The 17,098-nt window shown below is 30.7% G+C and carries 14 protein-coding genes; 11 read left to right on the top strand and 3 right to left on the bottom strand.

The window, feature by feature from the left end; translation table 11 throughout:
• Window positions 1-6 precede the first annotated feature (6 nt).
• The 3 genes from BN3265_RS06950 to BN3265_RS06940 all read left to right on the top strand — a co-directional run bounded on the left by BN3265_RS06950 (window position 7) and on the right by BN3265_RS06940 (window position 5,956).
• A complete protein-coding gene (locus BN3265_RS06950) occupies window positions 7-3,675 on the top strand; it encodes a phosphoribosylformylglycinamidine synthase (protein WP_058991303.1) in 3,669 nt (1,222 codons plus the stop codon).
• Window positions 3,676-3,683: 8 nt separating this feature from the next.
• A complete protein-coding gene (gene guaB / locus BN3265_RS06945; RefSeq protein WP_058990812.1) occupies window positions 3,684-5,135 on the top strand; it encodes an IMP dehydrogenase in 1,452 nt (483 codons plus the stop codon).
• 428 nt (window positions 5,136-5,563) lie between these two features.
• On the top strand, window positions 5,564-5,956 hold the full coding sequence (locus BN3265_RS06940; RefSeq protein WP_058990810.1) for an ATP cone domain-containing protein: 393 nt from the start codon (window positions 5,564-5,566) through the stop codon (window positions 5,954-5,956).
• 33 nt (window positions 5,957-5,989) lie between these two features.
• Here BN3265_RS06940 and BN3265_RS06935 read toward each other — a convergent pair whose 3' ends face one another.
• From BN3265_RS06935 to BN3265_RS06925, 3 genes are read right to left on the bottom strand one after another with little or no spacing between them, the layout of a single operon-like run.
• Window positions 5,990-6,682, bottom strand: a complete 693-nt coding sequence (locus BN3265_RS06935) for an LrgB family protein (RefSeq protein WP_058990807.1) — start codon at window positions 6,680-6,682, stop codon at window positions 5,990-5,992.
• Window positions 6,675-7,025, bottom strand: a complete 351-nt coding sequence (locus BN3265_RS06930) for a CidA/LrgA family protein (protein WP_058990806.1) — start codon at window positions 7,023-7,025, stop codon at window positions 6,675-6,677. Before BN3265_RS06930 ends, BN3265_RS06935 begins: the two co-directional genes overlap by 8 nt.
• Window positions 7,026-7,042: 17 nt before the next feature.
• The gene (locus BN3265_RS06925) at window positions 7,043-8,470 is read right to left on the bottom strand and encodes an FAD-binding oxidoreductase (RefSeq protein ID WP_058990804.1); all 1,428 of its coding nucleotides are present in this window, start codon (window positions 8,468-8,470) and stop codon (window positions 7,043-7,045) included.
• A gap of 546 nt (window positions 8,471-9,016) precedes the next feature.
• Between BN3265_RS06925 and BN3265_RS06920 the strand changes: the two genes are divergently transcribed.
• The 8 genes from BN3265_RS06920 to BN3265_RS06885 all read left to right on the top strand — a co-directional run bounded on the left by BN3265_RS06920 (window position 9,017) and on the right by BN3265_RS06885 (window position 17,096).
• Window positions 9,017-10,093: an acyl-CoA dehydrogenase family protein gene (locus BN3265_RS06920; RefSeq protein ID WP_058990802.1), complete on the top strand. Its 1,077-nt coding sequence runs from the start codon at window positions 9,017-9,019 to the stop codon at window positions 10,091-10,093.
• Between the two features lie 86 nt (window positions 10,094-10,179).
• On the top strand, window positions 10,180-10,992 hold the full coding sequence (locus tag BN3265_RS06915; RefSeq protein WP_058990801.1) for an electron transfer flavoprotein subunit beta/FixA family protein: 813 nt from the start codon (window positions 10,180-10,182) through the stop codon (window positions 10,990-10,992).
• Between the two features lie 10 nt (window positions 10,993-11,002).
• Window positions 11,003-12,007, top strand: coding sequence for an electron transfer flavoprotein subunit alpha/FixB family protein (locus BN3265_RS06910; RefSeq protein ID WP_058990800.1), 1,005 nt, complete (start codon window positions 11,003-11,005; stop codon window positions 12,005-12,007).
• A gap of 144 nt (window positions 12,008-12,151) precedes the next feature.
• Window positions 12,152-13,489, top strand: coding sequence for an acetyl-CoA hydrolase/transferase C-terminal domain-containing protein (locus BN3265_RS06905; RefSeq protein WP_058990799.1), 1,338 nt, complete (start codon window positions 12,152-12,154; stop codon window positions 13,487-13,489).
• Window positions 13,490-13,601: 112 nt separating this feature from the next.
• Window positions 13,602-14,444 (top strand): 3-hydroxybutyryl-CoA dehydrogenase, encoded by an 843-nt coding sequence (locus BN3265_RS06900; protein WP_058990798.1) that lies wholly within the window; start codon window positions 13,602-13,604, stop codon window positions 14,442-14,444.
• Window positions 14,445-14,554: 110 nt separating this feature from the next.
• A complete protein-coding gene (ispE, locus tag BN3265_RS06895) occupies window positions 14,555-15,397 on the top strand; it encodes a 4-(cytidine 5'-diphospho)-2-C-methyl-D-erythritol kinase (RefSeq protein ID WP_058990797.1) in 843 nt (280 codons plus the stop codon).
• On the top strand, window positions 15,390-16,139 hold the full coding sequence (murI, locus tag BN3265_RS06890) for a glutamate racemase (RefSeq protein WP_058990796.1): 750 nt from the start codon (window positions 15,390-15,392) through the stop codon (window positions 16,137-16,139). Before ispE ends, murI begins: the two co-directional genes overlap by 8 nt.
• 51 nt (window positions 16,140-16,190) lie before the next feature.
• Window positions 16,191-17,096: a Ppx/GppA phosphatase family protein gene (locus BN3265_RS06885; RefSeq protein WP_058990795.1), complete on the top strand. Its 906-nt coding sequence runs from the start codon at window positions 16,191-16,193 to the stop codon at window positions 17,094-17,096.
• The last annotated feature ends 2 nt before the right edge of the window (window positions 17,097-17,098 follow it).

Below are 17,098 nucleotides of genomic sequence, written 5' to 3'. Positions count from 1 at the left end.
AAAATCATGAAAAATTTGGTTAAGAGAATTTATGTAAGAAAAAAAGATAGGTTCGATTACAAGTCCAAGGAAGTCAAAAAAGAAATAGAAAATCTTTTGAAAATAAAATTAGAAAAATTAAATATCTACAACAGATATGACCTTGAAATAAGCGATGAAAATTTGGATAAGGCAATTAATAATGTCTTATCCGAAAGAAATCTTGATTATGTTTATGCCAAAGATGAGGCAAAAAAACTTGAGGATTCTTTTGAATCTGCTCTTGCAGTTGAATATCTTCCAGGTCAATTTGACCAAAGAAGAAAGGGAGTTCTCGATACCCTAGATTTAATTTTGGATGAAAAAACAGACTGTAAAACTGCAACTGTCTATGAATTTTCAAAATTAAGTGAAAATGACCTTAAAAAAATTGAAAATTATCTAGTAAATCCCGTTGATAGTCACAAAATTGATTTGAAAGAAATGCCAGAAAGTTTGGATACAAAAAGGGAAAAAAATCTAGAAAATGAAATATATGATGGATTTATAAATTATTCAGATGAGGAAATTTCTAAATTTTTAAAAGATCACGACCTTGCCATGGATAAAAATGATTTGAAAATGGTTAGGGATTACTTTAAAAAAGAAAATAGGGATCCAAACGAAACCGAAATAAAAATATTAGATACTTATTGGTCAGACCATTGTAGGCATACAACTTTTAATACCAGTCTTGATATTGATATAAAGGCAAAAACTGTTCTTGATGAGGCTATTAAAAATTCTTTTGAAAAATATTTAAAAATGAGAGATGAGCTTGATATTAAAAAGCCGATAAATCTTATGAGTTTTGGAACAATTCTTTCAAAATATATGAGAAGTAAAAATGACTTTGATGACTTGGAAGTTTCAAGCGAAATAAATGCCTGCTCTGTTTATGTAAAAGTTAGGGTAGAAAAAAATGGAAAAGAAAGTCTTGAAGATTATCTTTTGATGTTTAAAAACGAAACCCACAACCATCCAACAGAAATCGAGCCTTTTGGTGGAGCATCAACTTGTCTTGGTGGAGCAATCAGAGATCCACTTTCAGGCAGAAGCTATGTCTACCAAGCCATGAGAATTACAGGTGCTGGAAACATCTTGGAAGATGTCGATAAGACAATGGAAGGAAAACTTGCTCAAAGAAAAATTTCAAAACTTGCTGCAAAAGGATATTCTTCCTATGGAAACCAAATTGGTCTTGCAACAGGATTTGTAAAAGAAATTTTCCATGAAGGTTACAAGGCAAAAAGAATGGAATGTGGAGCAGTTATAGCCGCAGCTCCAAAAGAAAATGTAAAAAGACTTACACCAAAAAAAGATGATATAGTTTTATTAATTGGAGGGAGGACTGGAAGAGATGGAATTGGTGGGGCAACAGGTTCATCAAAATCTCACAAACTAACTTCAATAATTACAGAATCTGCCCAAGTTCAAAAAGGAAACGCCCCAGAAGAGAGAAAACTTCAAAGATTATTTAGAAGAAGCGAAGTTTCAAAACTTATAAAAAAATGTAACGACTTTGGAGCTGGTGGAGTTTCAGTTGCAATTGGAGAATTGTACGATGGAATTGATATTGACCTTTCTAAAGTAAAATTAAAATATGAAGGCCTAAAGCCATCAGAAATTGCAATTTCTGAATCTCAAGAAAGAATGGCAGTTTTAATTGATAAAAATGATAGGGAAGAATTTGAGAAATATTGTAGGGAAGAAAATGTAGAAACAGCACTAGTTGGTGTTGTTACTGACACAAATAGGATGAGAATGTTCTATGATGATAAAAAAATTGCAGATATTTCCTATGATTTTATAAATACAAATGGAGCAGAAAGAAATACGAAAGTCGAATTTGTAAGCGAAGAAGTTCCAAAATATTTGAAAGAAAAATCTTTAGATCCAAAATATTTTTATGAGAAAATAAAAGACTTAAATGTAATAAGCCAAAGAAATCTAATAGAAATTTTCGATTCAACCATTGGACAAAATACAGTTCTTCAACCACTTGGAGGAAAAAAACAAGTAAATCCATCCCAAGCCATGGTTGCAAAAATTCCAGTAAATGAAGGAAAATCTAGAACTGTTTCAATAATGTCCTATGGCTTTGACCCATATTTATCAGAAAAAAGTCAATATTTGGGAGGATATTACGCAGTAATTGAATCAATTGCAAAACTTGTTTCTGTTGGAAGTGATTTGGAGAAAATAAGATTATCCTTCCAAGAATTTTATGAAAAAATGGATAATGAAAAATCTTGGTCCAAACCATTGAAATCACTTTTGGGAGCCTTTGAAGTAACAAACTTTTTCAAAATGCCTCCAATCGGTGGAAAAGATTCAATGAGTGGAAGTTTTGAAGATTTGAATGTTCCACCAACTTTAATTTCTTTTGCTACGACTACTGAAGATATTGAAAATATAAAATCAAATGACTTAAAAGGAAAGGGAAAAATTGGTCTTGTTAGGGCAAAATATAATTCCGATATGACTCTTGACCTTGATTATTACAAAAATTTGTTGGAAAAATTAATTAGTGCTATGAGAGATGGAAAAATTATTTCTACTCTTGCCCTTGATAATAAGGGGATTTTAGCAAATATTTACGAACAAGCCCTAGGAAATTCTAATTTTACCCTAGATTTTGACAATTTATACAATCCAATGTTCGGGTCTTTTGTTGTTGAGTATGTAGAAGATTTAGACTTTGTTGAAAAAATTGGAGAATTTTCTGATGATTTAATTGTAAATGGAGAAAAATTAGACGTTGAAAAATTAGAAAAATCTTATTTGAATGAACTAGATCAAATATTTGCACCAAAAGAAGAAATTCCTTATGAAAAAATCGACCAAAAAGAGATGAAAGTTTCTTTAAAATCAAAAAAACCAGTCGATAAGGTCAAAGTTTCAATCCTTGCCGTAACTGGAACAAATTGCGAATGGGATACAAAAAAAGCCTTTGAAAAATATGGGGCAGAAGTTGATATAAATTTATTTAGAAATTTAGACAAAAAAGCTATCGAAGAATCTATTGAAAATCTTTCTAAATCAATCAGAAATTCACAAATTTTTGCCATCCCTGGTGGATTTTCTATGGCAGATGAGCCAGATGGATCTGGTAAATTTTTGGCAAATATTATAAGAAATAAAAAAATAAAAGATGCAATTGAATATATGCTTGATGAAAATGATGGATTAATAATTGGAATTTGTAATGGATTCCAAACTTTGATTAAAACTGGTCTTCTTCCTTACGGAAAAATCAAAGAAATCGAAGAAGATGACCCATCTTTAACTTACAACACAAATGATAGGCACATTTCAACAATTGTTGATACAAAAGTTTTAAATAACCAAAGCCCATGGACAAGTGGTCTTGATTTGGATGTAACTTACAAAATTCCAATTTCTCACGGCGAGGGAAGATTTATTGTAAATGAAGAAAAATACAAAGATTTATTAGAAAATGGTCAAATTTTTTCTGTATATGAAATAAATCCAAATGGCTCTGACTATAATATTGAAGGAATTTTATCCAAAGACGGAAAAATCCTGGGTAGAATGGGCCATGTTGAAAGATTAGATTCAGACCTTTACAAAAATATTTACGATAAAAAAGAGCAAAAAATATTTGAAAATGCAATAAATTATTTTAAAAAATAGGAGGCTTTATGCAAATAATAGGAGAAGGATTAACTTTTGATGATTTATTATTGGTTCCAGGTCCATCAGAAGTTTTACCAAACGAAGTTTCATTAAAAACAAATCTTACAAATAAAATTAAATTAAATATTCCTTTGATGTCAGCATCAATGGATACAGTAACCGAATCAAAAATGGCAATTGCTATGGCAAGGCAAGGTGGAATTGGAATAATACACAAAAATATGTCAATTGAAGAACAAGCCAAAGAAGTTGACAGGGTAAAAAGAAGTGAGCACGGAGTAATAACCGATCCATTTTATTTAAGTCCAGAAAATATTTTAAAAGAAGCCTTGGGAATAATGGCAAATTATAAAATAAGCGGAGTTCCAATAGTTGATGATAAGATGACTTTAAAGGGAATTTTGACTAACAGGGACGTAAGATTTCAAGATGACGAAAATGTAAAAATTGATGATATTATGACAAAAGAAGGTCTTATCGTTGGTCATGTTGGAATTTCTATGGAAGATGCGGTTAAAAAAATGGAATCAGGAAAAGTTGAAAAACTTCCAATAGTTGATGATGATTTTAAATTAAAAGGTCTAATCACAATTAAAGATATAGAAAAATCAAGACAATATCCAGATTCTGCAAGAGATGATCACGATAGGTTATTGGTAGGAGCTGCAGTAGGAATTACTCGCGATATGATGGAAAGAATTGACGCTTTGGTTAGCGCAAAAGTTGACGTTGTAACAGTCGACACAGCTCACGGCCATTCAAAAGGAGTTATTACTGCAATTAAAAAAATAAAAGAAAAATATCCTAACCTTCAATTAATAGCAGGAAATGTTGCAACAGGAGAGGCTACAAAAGATTTGATTGAAGCAGGTGTTGATGCTGTAAAAGTAGGAATAGGACCTGGTTCAATTTGTACAACAAGAGTTGTAACAGGAGTAGGAGTTCCACAAATTTCTGCAATAATTGATTGTGTAAAGGCTGCAAAAGAATATAATATTCCAATTATAGCAGACGGAGGAATAAAATATTCTGGAGATATCACAAAAGCCCTTGCTTGTGGAGCAAGTGTAATAATGGCAGGATCCTTATTTGCAGGAACGGAAGAATCCCCAGGAGAAACAATAGTATTTGAAGGAAAACAATACAAGGAATACAGGGGCATGGGATCACTTTCTGCAATGAAATCCGGATCAAGCGACAGATATTTCCAAAATGATACCAAAAAATTTGTTCCAGAAGGAGTAGAAGGAAGAGTTGCCTTAAAAGGATATGTTGGAGATGTAATCTATCAACTTCTTGGAGGCCTTCGCTCAGGTATGGGCTACGTTGGAGCAGGAAATTTAAAAGAACTAGAAGAAAAATCAAAATTCGTAAAAATTTCCCCAGCAACACTCGTAGAAAACCACCCACACGATATCCAAATAACCAGAGAATCACCAAATTATACAAAAAAATAAATAAGTAAAAAGATTGGATTTTGTCCAATTTCAGAGTGTAGACAAATCCTCAAGCACGAATATCTGACTCCAAAAATTGTTGATTTCTAAATTTTAAAATTCTAAAATCGCAAACTCGCTAACGCGAGGACAGATAAATAGCTTAAAATTGTGCCAGTGGCACGATTTTAATATTTATCCCTCGGAATAAAACGAAGAATTAAAATTTAATTGAATTTAATTTATTTAATAAAAAATCATAGCTTTAAATTTTAGAATGCGATTTTTTCCGAATTTTAAAATTTGAAATCAAATCAATTTTTTTCGTATGATATTCTTAGCATGAGGATTTGTATACTTTGTCGACAGTCTGAGATTTGATTTTGTCCAATCTTTTATTTTCTAAAAAATTGGGGTAAGAATATAATAAGAAAAAATTAGGGGGATATATGTTAGATCTTACAAAAATAATTATCGATTATTATAAAGGAAAAAATCTATCAATCGAAGAAATTGCAGAAGAGTTGGATAAGGCAAAGATTGAGGTTGTTGAAAATTTTTTGGATAATAAATTATATGTTAAAAAGAGAAATGGGAAAATTGAATTATTTGATATAGAAAAAATTTCAAGATCTATAAAAAATGCAGCTAGGGATGGAGAAATAGAACTAAATTCTTCTGACCTTTCTATTTTAAAAAATGATCTAGATAAAATAGTGGAAAAAAATCATCAAAGAATTCTTCCAACATCTAAAATTAAAGAATATGTAGAAAATATTTTGGAAGAAGATGGTTACAAAAAAGTATTAGAAAACTACAAATCTTATATTAAAAAGAAATAAAATGAGCCGACTGAGGCTCATTTTATTTTTCTATTAAATTATTATTTCAACTAATTTCATAGCAATTGGCATTATTATTACAGCAGTAATTCCTGCAATTGCAATTGAAAGCCCACTCATTGCTCCTTGAATTTCTCCCATAAGTCTTGCCTGGCTTGTTCCAACAGCATGGGCTGAAGTTCCTATGGCAACTCCTTGGGCAACTGGATCTTTTATTCTAAATATTTTCATTACGATAGGGGCAAAAACTGCTCCGCTTACTCCTCTAATTACAACTACAATTGCAGTAAGTCCAATTATTCCTTGGTATTCTCCGGAAAGTGAAATTGCTATTGCTGTGGTTATTGATTGTGGAATTAAACTTGCAACTAAATTTTTATCAATTTGGAATATTTTTGATAAAAATATGGCGAGTACAAATGAAAATATTGTTCCAAATCCAACTCCAACAATTATTGGCAAAATATTTTTCTTTAGTGTGTCAAGATTTGCATATAAATCTAAAACCATTGCAACTGTTGCAGGTCCTATAAAAAATGCTATAAAATCTCCACCTTTTTTGTAATATTCGTAGTCGATTCCTGTGATGGATAAAAATCCTATAATCAAAAGTATAGCAATAAGAAGTGGGTTCGCTATAGGAGTTTTTAATTTTTTATTTATCCATTTTCCAATTTCGTAGGCAGCAAAGGATAAAACTATGCCAAAATATTGATTATCAAGCATCTTTCCTCCTTTGTAAAAATTGCACTACAAGTCCTGTAAGAGCCATTGAAATTATTGTTCCAATTATAACTAAAATAATTATTTGAAAAATTTTTCCTTTAATGACATCGACATTAGCGAGTATTCCTACTCCTGCTGGTACAAAAAGAAAAGCTAAATTTTTTAAAATACCATCAGAAGTTTCTTTTATATCTTCACTTTTGAGTATGTTAAATTGTAGGGCTATAAAAAGATAAATCATTCCATAAACAAGTTCTGGTATTGGATAATTTATAATACTTCTTGTAATAGCTCCTAAAAATAAACAAACACAAAGGATTACAAATTCTTTTAGGTAATTCATAATCAAATCCTTTAAATTTACTCACCTAATAAGGCAATAACTTTATCTGGATTTAAAATCATATTTGGGTCAAATGCTTTTTTAATTCCTCTCATTATTTCAATATTTACGTCACCTTCAAAGCTCTTTAGATATTTTTTCTTTCCATGACCAATTCCATGTTCACCAGAAATTTTTCCACCTAAATCATATGCTTTTTTGTAAATTACATCCATGAATTTGTCGACTTCTTCTTTAAATTGATCAAGTTTATCTTCTTCATTTGATAGGGTGTAAATATGCAAGTTTCCATCTCCAGCATGGCCGAACGATTTAACATCAAACATATAAGATTCACTTTCCTTGTTAACAAAGTTTATATATTCAGCAATTTTTGTAACTGGGACAACCACATCACATTCATCTAAAAGTTTATTTTGAGTTTCAATTGCTTCAAGGAAAGAACTTCTTGCAGCCCAAGCATCTCTAATTGCATTTGGAGTATCAGCAACCAAAACATCAATAGCGCCGTTATCTACCAAAACTTCAGCAGCTTGTTCAAGAGTATTGTCGATTAAATCCTCATCATCGCCATCAAAAGTAATTAATAAATAAGCTCCAACATCAATTCCTTCCATATTTTTTGGGAAAGTTTCCTTACCTATATATTTTTCGCTTGCAATAACAATATCTCTTTCCATAAATTCTATAGCTTGAGGATTTAAATTATTTTGGAATAATTTTGGAACTGTAGAAATACAATCATCCAAATCTTCAAAAGGAACAATTAATGATACAGTGTGTTTAGGATTTGGAACTATTTTTAAAGTAAGCTCAGTTATAATTCCAAGAGTACCTTCACTTCCAACCATTAAATCTTTTAAAGAATAACCAGTAGAAGATTTAGAAACAATAGATCCAAAAGTTGTAATTTCTCCATTTGGCAAAACAACTTCCATTTTTCTTACATAATCACGAGTTGTGCCATATTTAACAGCACGCATTCCACCAGCATTTAGTGAAACATTTCCACCAAGAGTAGCGTTTTTTTCGCCTGGATCAGGTGGATATAAATATCCTTTATCAAGGCAGGCTTGAGCTAAAGTACTTAACAAAACTCCAGATTCAACACGAACAACCATGTTGTCTTCGTCAAATTCTAAAATTTTGTTCATAGATTGCATATTAATCATTACACCATTTTTAATAGCAACGCCAGCGCCAGTCAAACCACTACCAGCACCTCTTGCTATTACAGGAATTTTATTTTCATTACATATTTTCATAATATTTGCTACATCTTCTTTACAAGTAGCATCAACCAAAAGATCTGGAACACCTTGTCCATAAATTGGCATTTCATCGTGGAAAAAATCTTCATTTATTTCTTTTCCCACATAAACTTTTCCATTGACAGATGATTTGATTTTTTCAATAATTCCATCGTTAATTTTGTTGTAATACATTTTTTCCTCCTAAATTTAAATAGTAATTAATATGTAGAATTAACTTGCTACATTAATTGTCTATTTAAGTATAACATTATTTTAACAAATGGAAAAGTTTTCCTATAAAAAATTAAAATATAAAAAACATTTATTGATTTCTATAAAAACATGTAACATATATGTTTCAATTTTTTTAAAAATCAAATTTTAAATAAATAAGGGTAATTAAAAAATTTTGAATATATTGATAAAGATTTGACAGATTGACAGGTTGTGATATTATTATAGTGTAGGTAAAGATATTTTGGGAAATCTTTTTTCTTTCATATTGTTATTAATAAATTAAATCAAAATTGTATGTTCAATTTAGATTTTTATTTACCAAGAAAAGATTTTCAAAATATTTAAGGACTTAAAGCTTAAAAGCTTGATAAAAAATTAGCTAAAAGGCTTGACAAGTCTAAGTGCGATTGTTAATATAATAACATAGGCAATCAAAAGTGTTTCTAAATATTATTTTTTAGGTTAAAAATAATAAATATGGAAAATTATTTAGGAGAAAATATGTATAAATTATCAGAAGATTATGAAGAAATGAGAGAAATGTTTCATGATTTTGCAGAAGGCGAAGTTAAACCTTTAGCTCAAAAAGTTGACGAAGAACATATGTTCCCAGAAGAAACAGTTGCAAAAATGCAAGAATTAGGTTTCTTTGGTATTCCATTCGATGAAGATTTTGGCGGACAAGGTGCTGACACACTTACATATGTGCTTGCAGTTGAAGAAATTTCAAAATATTGTGCATCAACAGGTGTAATTTTATCAGCTCACACATCTTTATGTGCAGATTGTATAAATAAATTTGCTAATGATGAACAAAAGAAAAAATATCTAACACCACTTGCAAGCGGAGAAAAATTGGGAGCTTTTGCCCTAACTGAACCAAATGCAGGAACTGATGCTTCAGGTCAACAAACAGTTGCAAAACTTGATGGTGATGAATATGTACTTAATGGTACAAAGATATTTATTACAAATGGTGGATACGCTGAAACTTATATAGTATTTGCTATGACAGATAAATCTAAAGGAAATCATGGTATTTCTGCATTTATAGTTGAAAAAGGAACAAAAGGATTTGATTTTGGTACTCTTGAAAACAAAATGGGAATCAATGGTTCATCAACTATGGAATTAATCTTCCAAGATTGTAGAATACCAAAAGAAAATTTACTTGGTGAAGAAGGTAAAGGATTTAAGATTGCTATGGCTACTCTTGATGGAGGAAGAATAGGAATCGCAGCTCAAGCTCTTGGTATTGCAGAAGGTGCTTTAGAAAAAGCAGTACAATATTCTAAAGAAAGAGAACAATTTGGTCGTCCTTTAGCTAAATTCCAAAATACTCAATTTAAATTAGCTGAAATGGCTATAGAAGTTGAAGCAGCAAGACACTTAGTTTATAAGGCAGCTAGCCTAAAAGATGCTGGTGAAAATTATTCAGTAGCAGCAGCTATGGCAAAATTAAAAGCAGCTAGAACAGCATCATTCGTTGCTGATAGAGCAGTTCAAATTCTTGGTGGATATGGATATATCAAAGAATATGATGTTGAAAGAATGATGAGAGATGCAAAAATTACATAAATTTATGAAGGTACTTCAGAAGTAATGTTAATGGTTGTATCAGGAGCCTTATTAAGATAAGTTATAATAAAATTTAGGAGGAATAAATGAATATATTTGTATGTGCAAAGCAAGTTCCAGATACTAATGAAATTAAAATAGATCCTGAAACTAATACTCTTATTAGAAAAGGAGTTCCTAGTATCTTAAATACTTATGATGCTTTTGCCCTTGAACAAGCTTTAAGAATAAAAGATAAAGATCCAGAAAATGTAAAAATAACAGTAATTTCTATGGGACCACCTCAAGCTGAATCAATGCTTAGAGATACTCTAGCAGTAGGAGCAGATAAGGCATATTTGGTTACAGATAGAAAATTTGGTGGATCTGATACACTTGCAACAAGCTATATTATTTCAGAAGCTATAAAAGAAGTTGCTAAAAAAGAAGGCGATTATGACATGATTTTCTGTGGTCTTCAAGCAATCGATGGAGATACAGCTCAAGTTGGTCCAGAAATCGCTGAACATTTAGATCTTCCACAAGTAACTTATGCTTATACAGCAGAATTAAATGATGAAGGAATCAAAGTTCTTAAAGAAGTTGAAGGTGGAGCATTAAACATTCAAGCTAAACTTCCAGCACTTGTGACATTTACAAAATATGGTGATGAAGAATTAAGATATCCTAAAATCAAAAATAAAATGAAAGCTAAAAAAGCTACAATCGAACAAATTACTTTTGAAGAACTAAAAGAAAATATTGACGAAACAGCAATAGGACTTAAAGGTTCACCAACAAGAGTTAAAAAATCTTATACACCTGAACATAAGAAATCTGGAGAAATCTACAACGATGAAGATGCTAGCGTTTCTGTAGATAAGTTAATAAATGCTCTTTCTGATGAGAAACTTATTTAGGAGGATATAGATGAGTGAAAATAAAAATCTTTGGGTAATTGTAGAAACAAAAGAAGATGGATCAGCTGTAAATGTTGGACTTGAACTAATGAATCCAGGAAGAAGAATGGCTGATGCTATCGATGAAAAACTTTATGCTATAATTATTGGATCAAATGTTGATAAAGCTAAAGAAGAAGTAAAAGAATATGGTGTAGATGGAATTATCACAGTTGATGATGAAGTTTATAAAGAATATAATACAGAAGTTTATGCAGATGCAATAGATCAATTAGTTAAAAAATATAGTCCAAATATAATCTTGATTGGTGCAACAAACCAAGGAAGAGATTTGGGACCAAGAGTTTCTGCAAGACTTCACACAGGACTTACAGCAGACTGTACAGAACTTGATATCGACGCTGAGAAAAAAGAAGTTAGATGGACAAGACCAGCTTTTGGTGGAAACTTAATGGCTATGATTTTATGTCCAGACCACAGACCACAAATGGGAACTGTTAGACCAGGAGTATTCTCAAAAGAAGCTATTGGAGCTAAAGATGATATAGATGTAATTGATGAAGATATCAAATTTGAAGGTGAAGCTAGAACAAAAATCTTAGATTTCATTCCAAGAGATGAAGGAGATGAAGTTGATTTAGTTGGAGCTGAATTTATAGTTTCTGGTGGACGTGGACTTGGAGATCCTAAAAACTTCTCACTTATTAAAGATTTAGCAGATGCACTTGACGGAACTGTTGGATCAAGCCGTGCGGCTGTAGATGCTGGTTGGATTTCACACTCTCACCAAGTAGGACAATCAGGAAAAACTGTAGGACCAAGAGTTTATATAGCTGTAGGAATTTCTGGAGCTATCCAACACTTGGCAGGTATAAATGCTGCTGATAAAGTTATAGCTATAAATAAAGACCCAGATGCTCCAATTTTTGGTAGAGCTGACTACGGAATAGTTGGAGATTTATTTGAAGTTGTACCAAAACTTACTGAAGCAATCAATAAGAAAAAAGGAAAATAATTAAATTAAATTTATAAATTTGGGTATATCATTATTAGTATCTCAAATTGATTTTAAGGATGAGATTACTCTCATCCTTAATTTTTATTAAAGATAAGATAAATTTTTCTATATTTTAAAATATAAAAGCAAATGGAGGATGATATGGACTATAGTAAGCTTTATAAGGAAAAACTAATAAGTGCAGAGGATGCTGCAAAACTTGTAAAGGACGGCGATTATGTAGATTATTCATGGGGAATAGTTTCACCACATGATTTTGACGAAGCTTTGGCAAAAGAAATTACTAATCTTAATGACATCGTTGTCAGGGGTGGAGTGGAGCTTGAAAAATTCAAAATATTTGATGCTGATCCAACAAATGAACATTTTGTTTATAATTCTTGGCATTCATTGGGACCTATAAGAAAATTAGCAGGAGAAGGAAGAGCATTTTATTCACCATTAAAATATTCAGAGCTTCCAAAATATTACAGAACATCAATAAAAAAACCAAATATTTTTGTAACTCAAGCAACTCCAATGGATGAGCACGGATTTTTTAACTTCGGAGCTTCAGCATCACATCTTTATGCTGCAATCGAAAATTCGGATATAGTAATAATTGAAGTGAACAAAAATGTACCAAGAGGACTTGGTGGATATGAAAATTGTGTTCATATTAAAGAAGTTGATTATATTATTGAAGGATCAAATCCTGAAATGATAGCTTTAGGAAAAGCACAACCAAGTGATTTAGATAAGGAAGTTGCAAAATTTGTAGTAGAAGAATTAGTTGATGGGGCATGTCTTCAAATTGGAATTGGTGGACTTCCTACAGCAATCGGAAAAGAAATTGCAAATTCTGATTTAAAAGACCTGGGCGTTCATACAGAAATGTATGTAGATTCTTTTGTTGAATTATCAAAGGCTGGAAAAATTACAGGTAAAAAGAAAAATATTGATAGGGGCAGACAAGTTTATGCTTTTGCAGCTGGAAGCAAGGAATTATATGATTTTATAGATAATAATGAAGAACTTTGTGCAGCACCAGTAGATTATTGTAATGGTATCGAACAAATTTCTGCTTTAGATAATTTCATGTCAATAAACTCAGCCCTTGAAGTTGATTTAAATGGTACAGTTTCTGCAGAAAGTTCTGGAATAAAACACATTTCAGGTTCAGGTGGAGCTTTAGATTTTATGCTTGGAGCATATAATTCTAAAGGAGGCAAATCTTTTGTAACCCTACACTCATCAAGAGTTGATAAAAAAGGTGTTAGACATTCAAATATAGTTCCAAGATTAATTGAAGGAACACAACCAACAGGTTGTAGAGCAAATACTCATTATGTTGCAACAGAATTTGGAATGGTTAATCTTAAAGGACAATCATTGTGGGAAAGAACTGAGAAATTGATTTCAATTGCTCACCCAGAATTTAGAGATGATTTGATAAAAGAAGCTGAAAAAATGAGAATTTGGAGAAAATCTAATAAATAGTTAAAAAAAAGTCAATATTTCTTGATAAAACGGGAAAACAATGTTATAATATATGTATAAGTTATTAATTTAACAAGCAAACGAAACTTTTTTAAAACACAAAGGAGTAAATATGAAAATTGGTGTAATTGGATCAGGAATTATGGGTGGCGGAATTGTAGAAGTAGCTGCTAAATTCCACGAAGTAGTAGTAAGAGATATCAAAGATGAATTCTTAGAAAACGCTAAAGCAAGAATTGAAAAAGATTATGCTAAACAAGTTTCTAAGGGAAGAATGGAAGAAGATGCTAAAGAAAAAGCTATTAAAAATATTTCTTACACAACAGAAGTTAAAGATTTAGCTGATTGTGACATAGTTATAGAAGCTGCAACAGAAAATCCAAAACTTAAAAAAGAAATTTTCAAAGAATTAGATGAAGTAGTTAAAGAAGGAGCAATTCTTGCTTCAAACACATCTTCACTTTCTATTACTGACATAGCTGCATCAACAAAAAGACCAGAAAATGTAATAGGAATGCATTTCTTCAATCCAGTTCCAGTTATGAAACTTGTAGAAGTTATTAGAGGACTTCACACAAGTGATGAAACAAACAAAAAAGTATTTGAACTTGCTGAAGAATTTGGAAAACAACCAATAGAAGTAAAAGAAGGTCCAGGATTTGTTGTAAATAGACTTTTAATTCCAATGATTAACGAAGGAATTGGAGTTTTATATGATGGACTTGCAAGTGTTGAAGATATTGATAAGGGAATGCAACTTGGAGCAAACCATCCAATGGGACCTCTAGCTTTAGCTGACCTTATAGGACTTGATACATGTCTTGCAATTATGGAAGTATTATTTAATGAATTTGGTGATAGTAAATATCGTCCAAACCCATTATTAAGACAAATGGTAAGAGCAGGAGATCTTGGTAGAAAAACTGGTAAAGGATTCTACGATTATTCTAAATAATTTAAATTTTAAAAAGACTTTGCATGAGCGAAGTCTTTTTTTGTATAAATTTTTATTTTATCTTTTTATTTTAGGTAAAATCCTTATGGTATAATTATATTGAGGTAATTATGGAAAGAAAATGTTATGCGAAAATTAATCTTAGTTTAGATTCTTTGTATAAAAGAGAAGACGGTTATCATGAAATTGATACTATTATGACTAGGATTTCTTTGTTTGATAAATTAAAAATTGAAAAAAATAATAGAAATGATATAAGAATAAAAACTAATAGTGAAGTTTTGTCAAATGAAAATATAGAAAGTAATTTGATTTATAAGGCTTGGGATATTTTAAAAGATAAGGTTAAAAATCCTGGTGTCGATGTATATTTGGAAAAAAATATTCCAATAGCTGCAGGTCTTGCAGGTGGGTCTACAAATTGTGCTGAAATGATTTTGGCTTTGAATGATTTGTGGAATTTGAATTTGAGTGATAAGGAAATTTTTGAAATTGGAAAAAGTTTAGGAGCTGATATTCCATTTTTCTTTTTGAAAAAATCTGCTAGAGCCCAAGGAATTGGGGAGATTTTATCACCAATTGACATTAATTTGGATATGAAAATCCTTCTTATTAACGACGGAACAGAAATTTCTTCAAATTTTGTTTATAAAAGACTTGGAGATTATGGAAATGTAGAAACTGAAAAAATTATAGATGGATTAAAAGATTCTAATAAAAAAACAGTTAAATATTTCAGAAATGTCATGGAAGATGTGGTTTATGAAAATTATCCTCACCTTCTTGATATTAAAAATAGGCTTGAAAATCTTGGAGCATCTAAGGCTCTTCTTAGTGGAAGTGGAGCAAGTATTTTTGCTGTATTTTTTGATGAAGAAAAAATCAATAAGGCTTTTGATTTGATTAAAGGAGACTTTAAATTTGTTGAAAGGGTGAGTTTGATAGATGACTAATATTGGAGTATTTGATTCTGGACTTGGAGGACTTACAGTTCTTAAAGAATTATCAAAAAAACATAAGGCAAATTATTTTTACTTTGGTGATAATAAAAATGTACCTTATGGAGATAAGTCTAGCCAAGAAATAATAAATCTTTCAAAAAATATAGTTAAATTTTTACTTAAAAAGGATATTGATTTTTTTGTGGTTGCTTGTAATACTATTTCAGTCATTGCTATTGATAAGCTTAGACAAACTTTTGATAAGAAATTTATTTCTATAACTGATCAGGCAGTGGGTGAGCTTTTAAATAAAAAAGGCGATGTATTTGTTATGGCTACAAAGGCAACCTGTCTTAAGCATGCCTATAAAGAAAAAATCCAAAGCCTTTCAGATAAAAAAGTTTACGAAAAAGCCTGTCCTTCTTTGGTTACTTTTATTGAAAATGGGGAAATTTGTGGAAAAAATCTTGAAAATGATTTGAAAAAGTATTTGAATATTGCAAATGAGAGAAAAATTGAAAATATAATCTTGGGCTGCACCCATTATCCTATTATTAGAGAAGAAATTGAGAAAAATCTCACCTATAAGGCAAATATTATTGATCCTGCTAAGGTTTTGGCAAGGGATATTGTTTTTGATGAGGATGAGAATTTAAATATAGAAATTTATATGACTGATGTAAATGAAATTTCGCAAAAGATGACAAATATTATTATGGGAAGGGAAATTAAAATTAAAAAAGCCTGTAATTAAATCTTACATAAATTTTACATAGATTTTAAATAAAAAAAAGGAGAAAATTATATGATATATGCAGTTATAGATATTGGATCAAATACTATAAGACTTTCAGTTTACAAGGAAAAAGATGGAATAATCCATAATTTATTTAATGAAAAAGAGGGGGCAAGTCTTAGATCATATATAAAAAATGGCAAGCTAAATGAAAAGGGTGTTGAAAGGTTAATGGAAACTTTGAGAAATTTCAAACACCTTATAAATAATTTTGATGATATAGATGTGGTTTTACCTTTTGCAACGGCTACAATCAGAGATTCTTCTAATAGAAGTGAAATTTTAAAAAGAGTTAAGGATGAAATAGGCTTTGATATTGAAATTTTGTCTGGTGAAGAGGAATCAAAATTTGCCTTTATTGGGGCTAATTCTTCGCTTGAAATAAAAAAAGGAGTTTTGACCGATATAGGAGGCGGATCTAGTGAAATTGTAATAATTGAGCAAGGGAAAGTTATTAAATCTACATCTCTTGATATAGGTTCACTTTCTGCTTTTAATGATAATGTCGAATTTTTATTTCCTACACAAGATGATAGGAAAGCTATTGAAAATGCTATTGAAGATGAATTGATAGAAAGAAATTTCTACCAAGAAAATCATGACACCTTGTGTGGAGTTGGTGGTTCTGCAAGGGCAAGCTTAAAACTTTACAACGAATATTATGGCATTAGCAAGGATAATTTTTCTATGGATAGGAAAAAACTCAAGGATATGATAAAAGATTTGATTGACCATGAAAATAAAGAACTTTTGGATTTAATTCTTTCTGTAAAGGCTGATAGGGTTCACACTCTTATTCCTGGAATGATTATTTTAAATAAAATTGCAAAATATTTTAAGGCTGATGTTATAAATGTAAGTCAAACTGGTGTAAGAGAGGGATATGTTTACGATAAAGTACTAGGAAAGGAATAAAA

It is taken from the genome of Anaerococcus rubeinfantis (genome assembly GCF_001487145.1).
Classification (GTDB): Bacteria; Bacillota; Clostridia; order Tissierellales; family Peptoniphilaceae; genus Anaerococcus; species Anaerococcus rubeinfantis.
The sequence above is the reverse complement of the archived record's forward strand: the minus strand, read 5'-3'. Positions and strand labels throughout refer to the sequence as shown.

Coding starts and splice junctions, on each gene's coding strand:
- BN3265_RS06910 (WP_058990800.1), top strand. CDS start 11,003: ATGAGTGAAAATAAAAATCTTTGGGTAATTGTAGAAACAAAAGAAGAT.
- BN3265_RS06940 (WP_058990810.1), top strand. CDS start 5,564: ATGTTAGATCTTACAAAAATAATTATCGATTATTATAAAGGAAAAAAT.
- BN3265_RS06930 (WP_058990806.1), bottom strand. CDS start 7,025: ATGAATTACCTAAAAGAATTTGTAATCCTTTGTGTTTGTTTATTTTTA.
- BN3265_RS06925 (WP_058990804.1), bottom strand. CDS start 8,470: ATGTATTACAACAAAATTAACGATGGAATTATTGAAAAAATCAAATCA.
- ispE (WP_058990797.1), top strand. CDS start 14,555: ATGGAAAGAAAATGTTATGCGAAAATTAATCTTAGTTTAGATTCTTTG.
- BN3265_RS06905 (WP_058990799.1), top strand. CDS start 12,152: ATGGACTATAGTAAGCTTTATAAGGAAAAACTAATAAGTGCAGAGGAT.
- BN3265_RS06950 (WP_058991303.1), top strand. CDS start 7: ATGAAAAATTTGGTTAAGAGAATTTATGTAAGAAAAAAAGATAGGTTC.
- BN3265_RS06920 (WP_058990802.1), top strand. CDS start 9,017: ATGTATAAATTATCAGAAGATTATGAAGAAATGAGAGAAATGTTTCAT.
- BN3265_RS06915 (WP_058990801.1), top strand. CDS start 10,180: ATGAATATATTTGTATGTGCAAAGCAAGTTCCAGATACTAATGAAATT.
- murI (WP_058990796.1), top strand. CDS start 15,390: ATGACTAATATTGGAGTATTTGATTCTGGACTTGGAGGACTTACAGTT.
- BN3265_RS06900 (WP_058990798.1), top strand. CDS start 13,602: ATGAAAATTGGTGTAATTGGATCAGGAATTATGGGTGGCGGAATTGTA.
- BN3265_RS06885 (WP_058990795.1), top strand. CDS start 16,191: ATGATATATGCAGTTATAGATATTGGATCAAATACTATAAGACTTTCA.
- BN3265_RS06935 (WP_058990807.1), bottom strand. CDS start 6,682: ATGCTTGATAATCAATATTTTGGCATAGTTTTATCCTTTGCTGCCTAC.
- guaB (WP_058990812.1), top strand. CDS start 3,684: ATGCAAATAATAGGAGAAGGATTAACTTTTGATGATTTATTATTGGTT.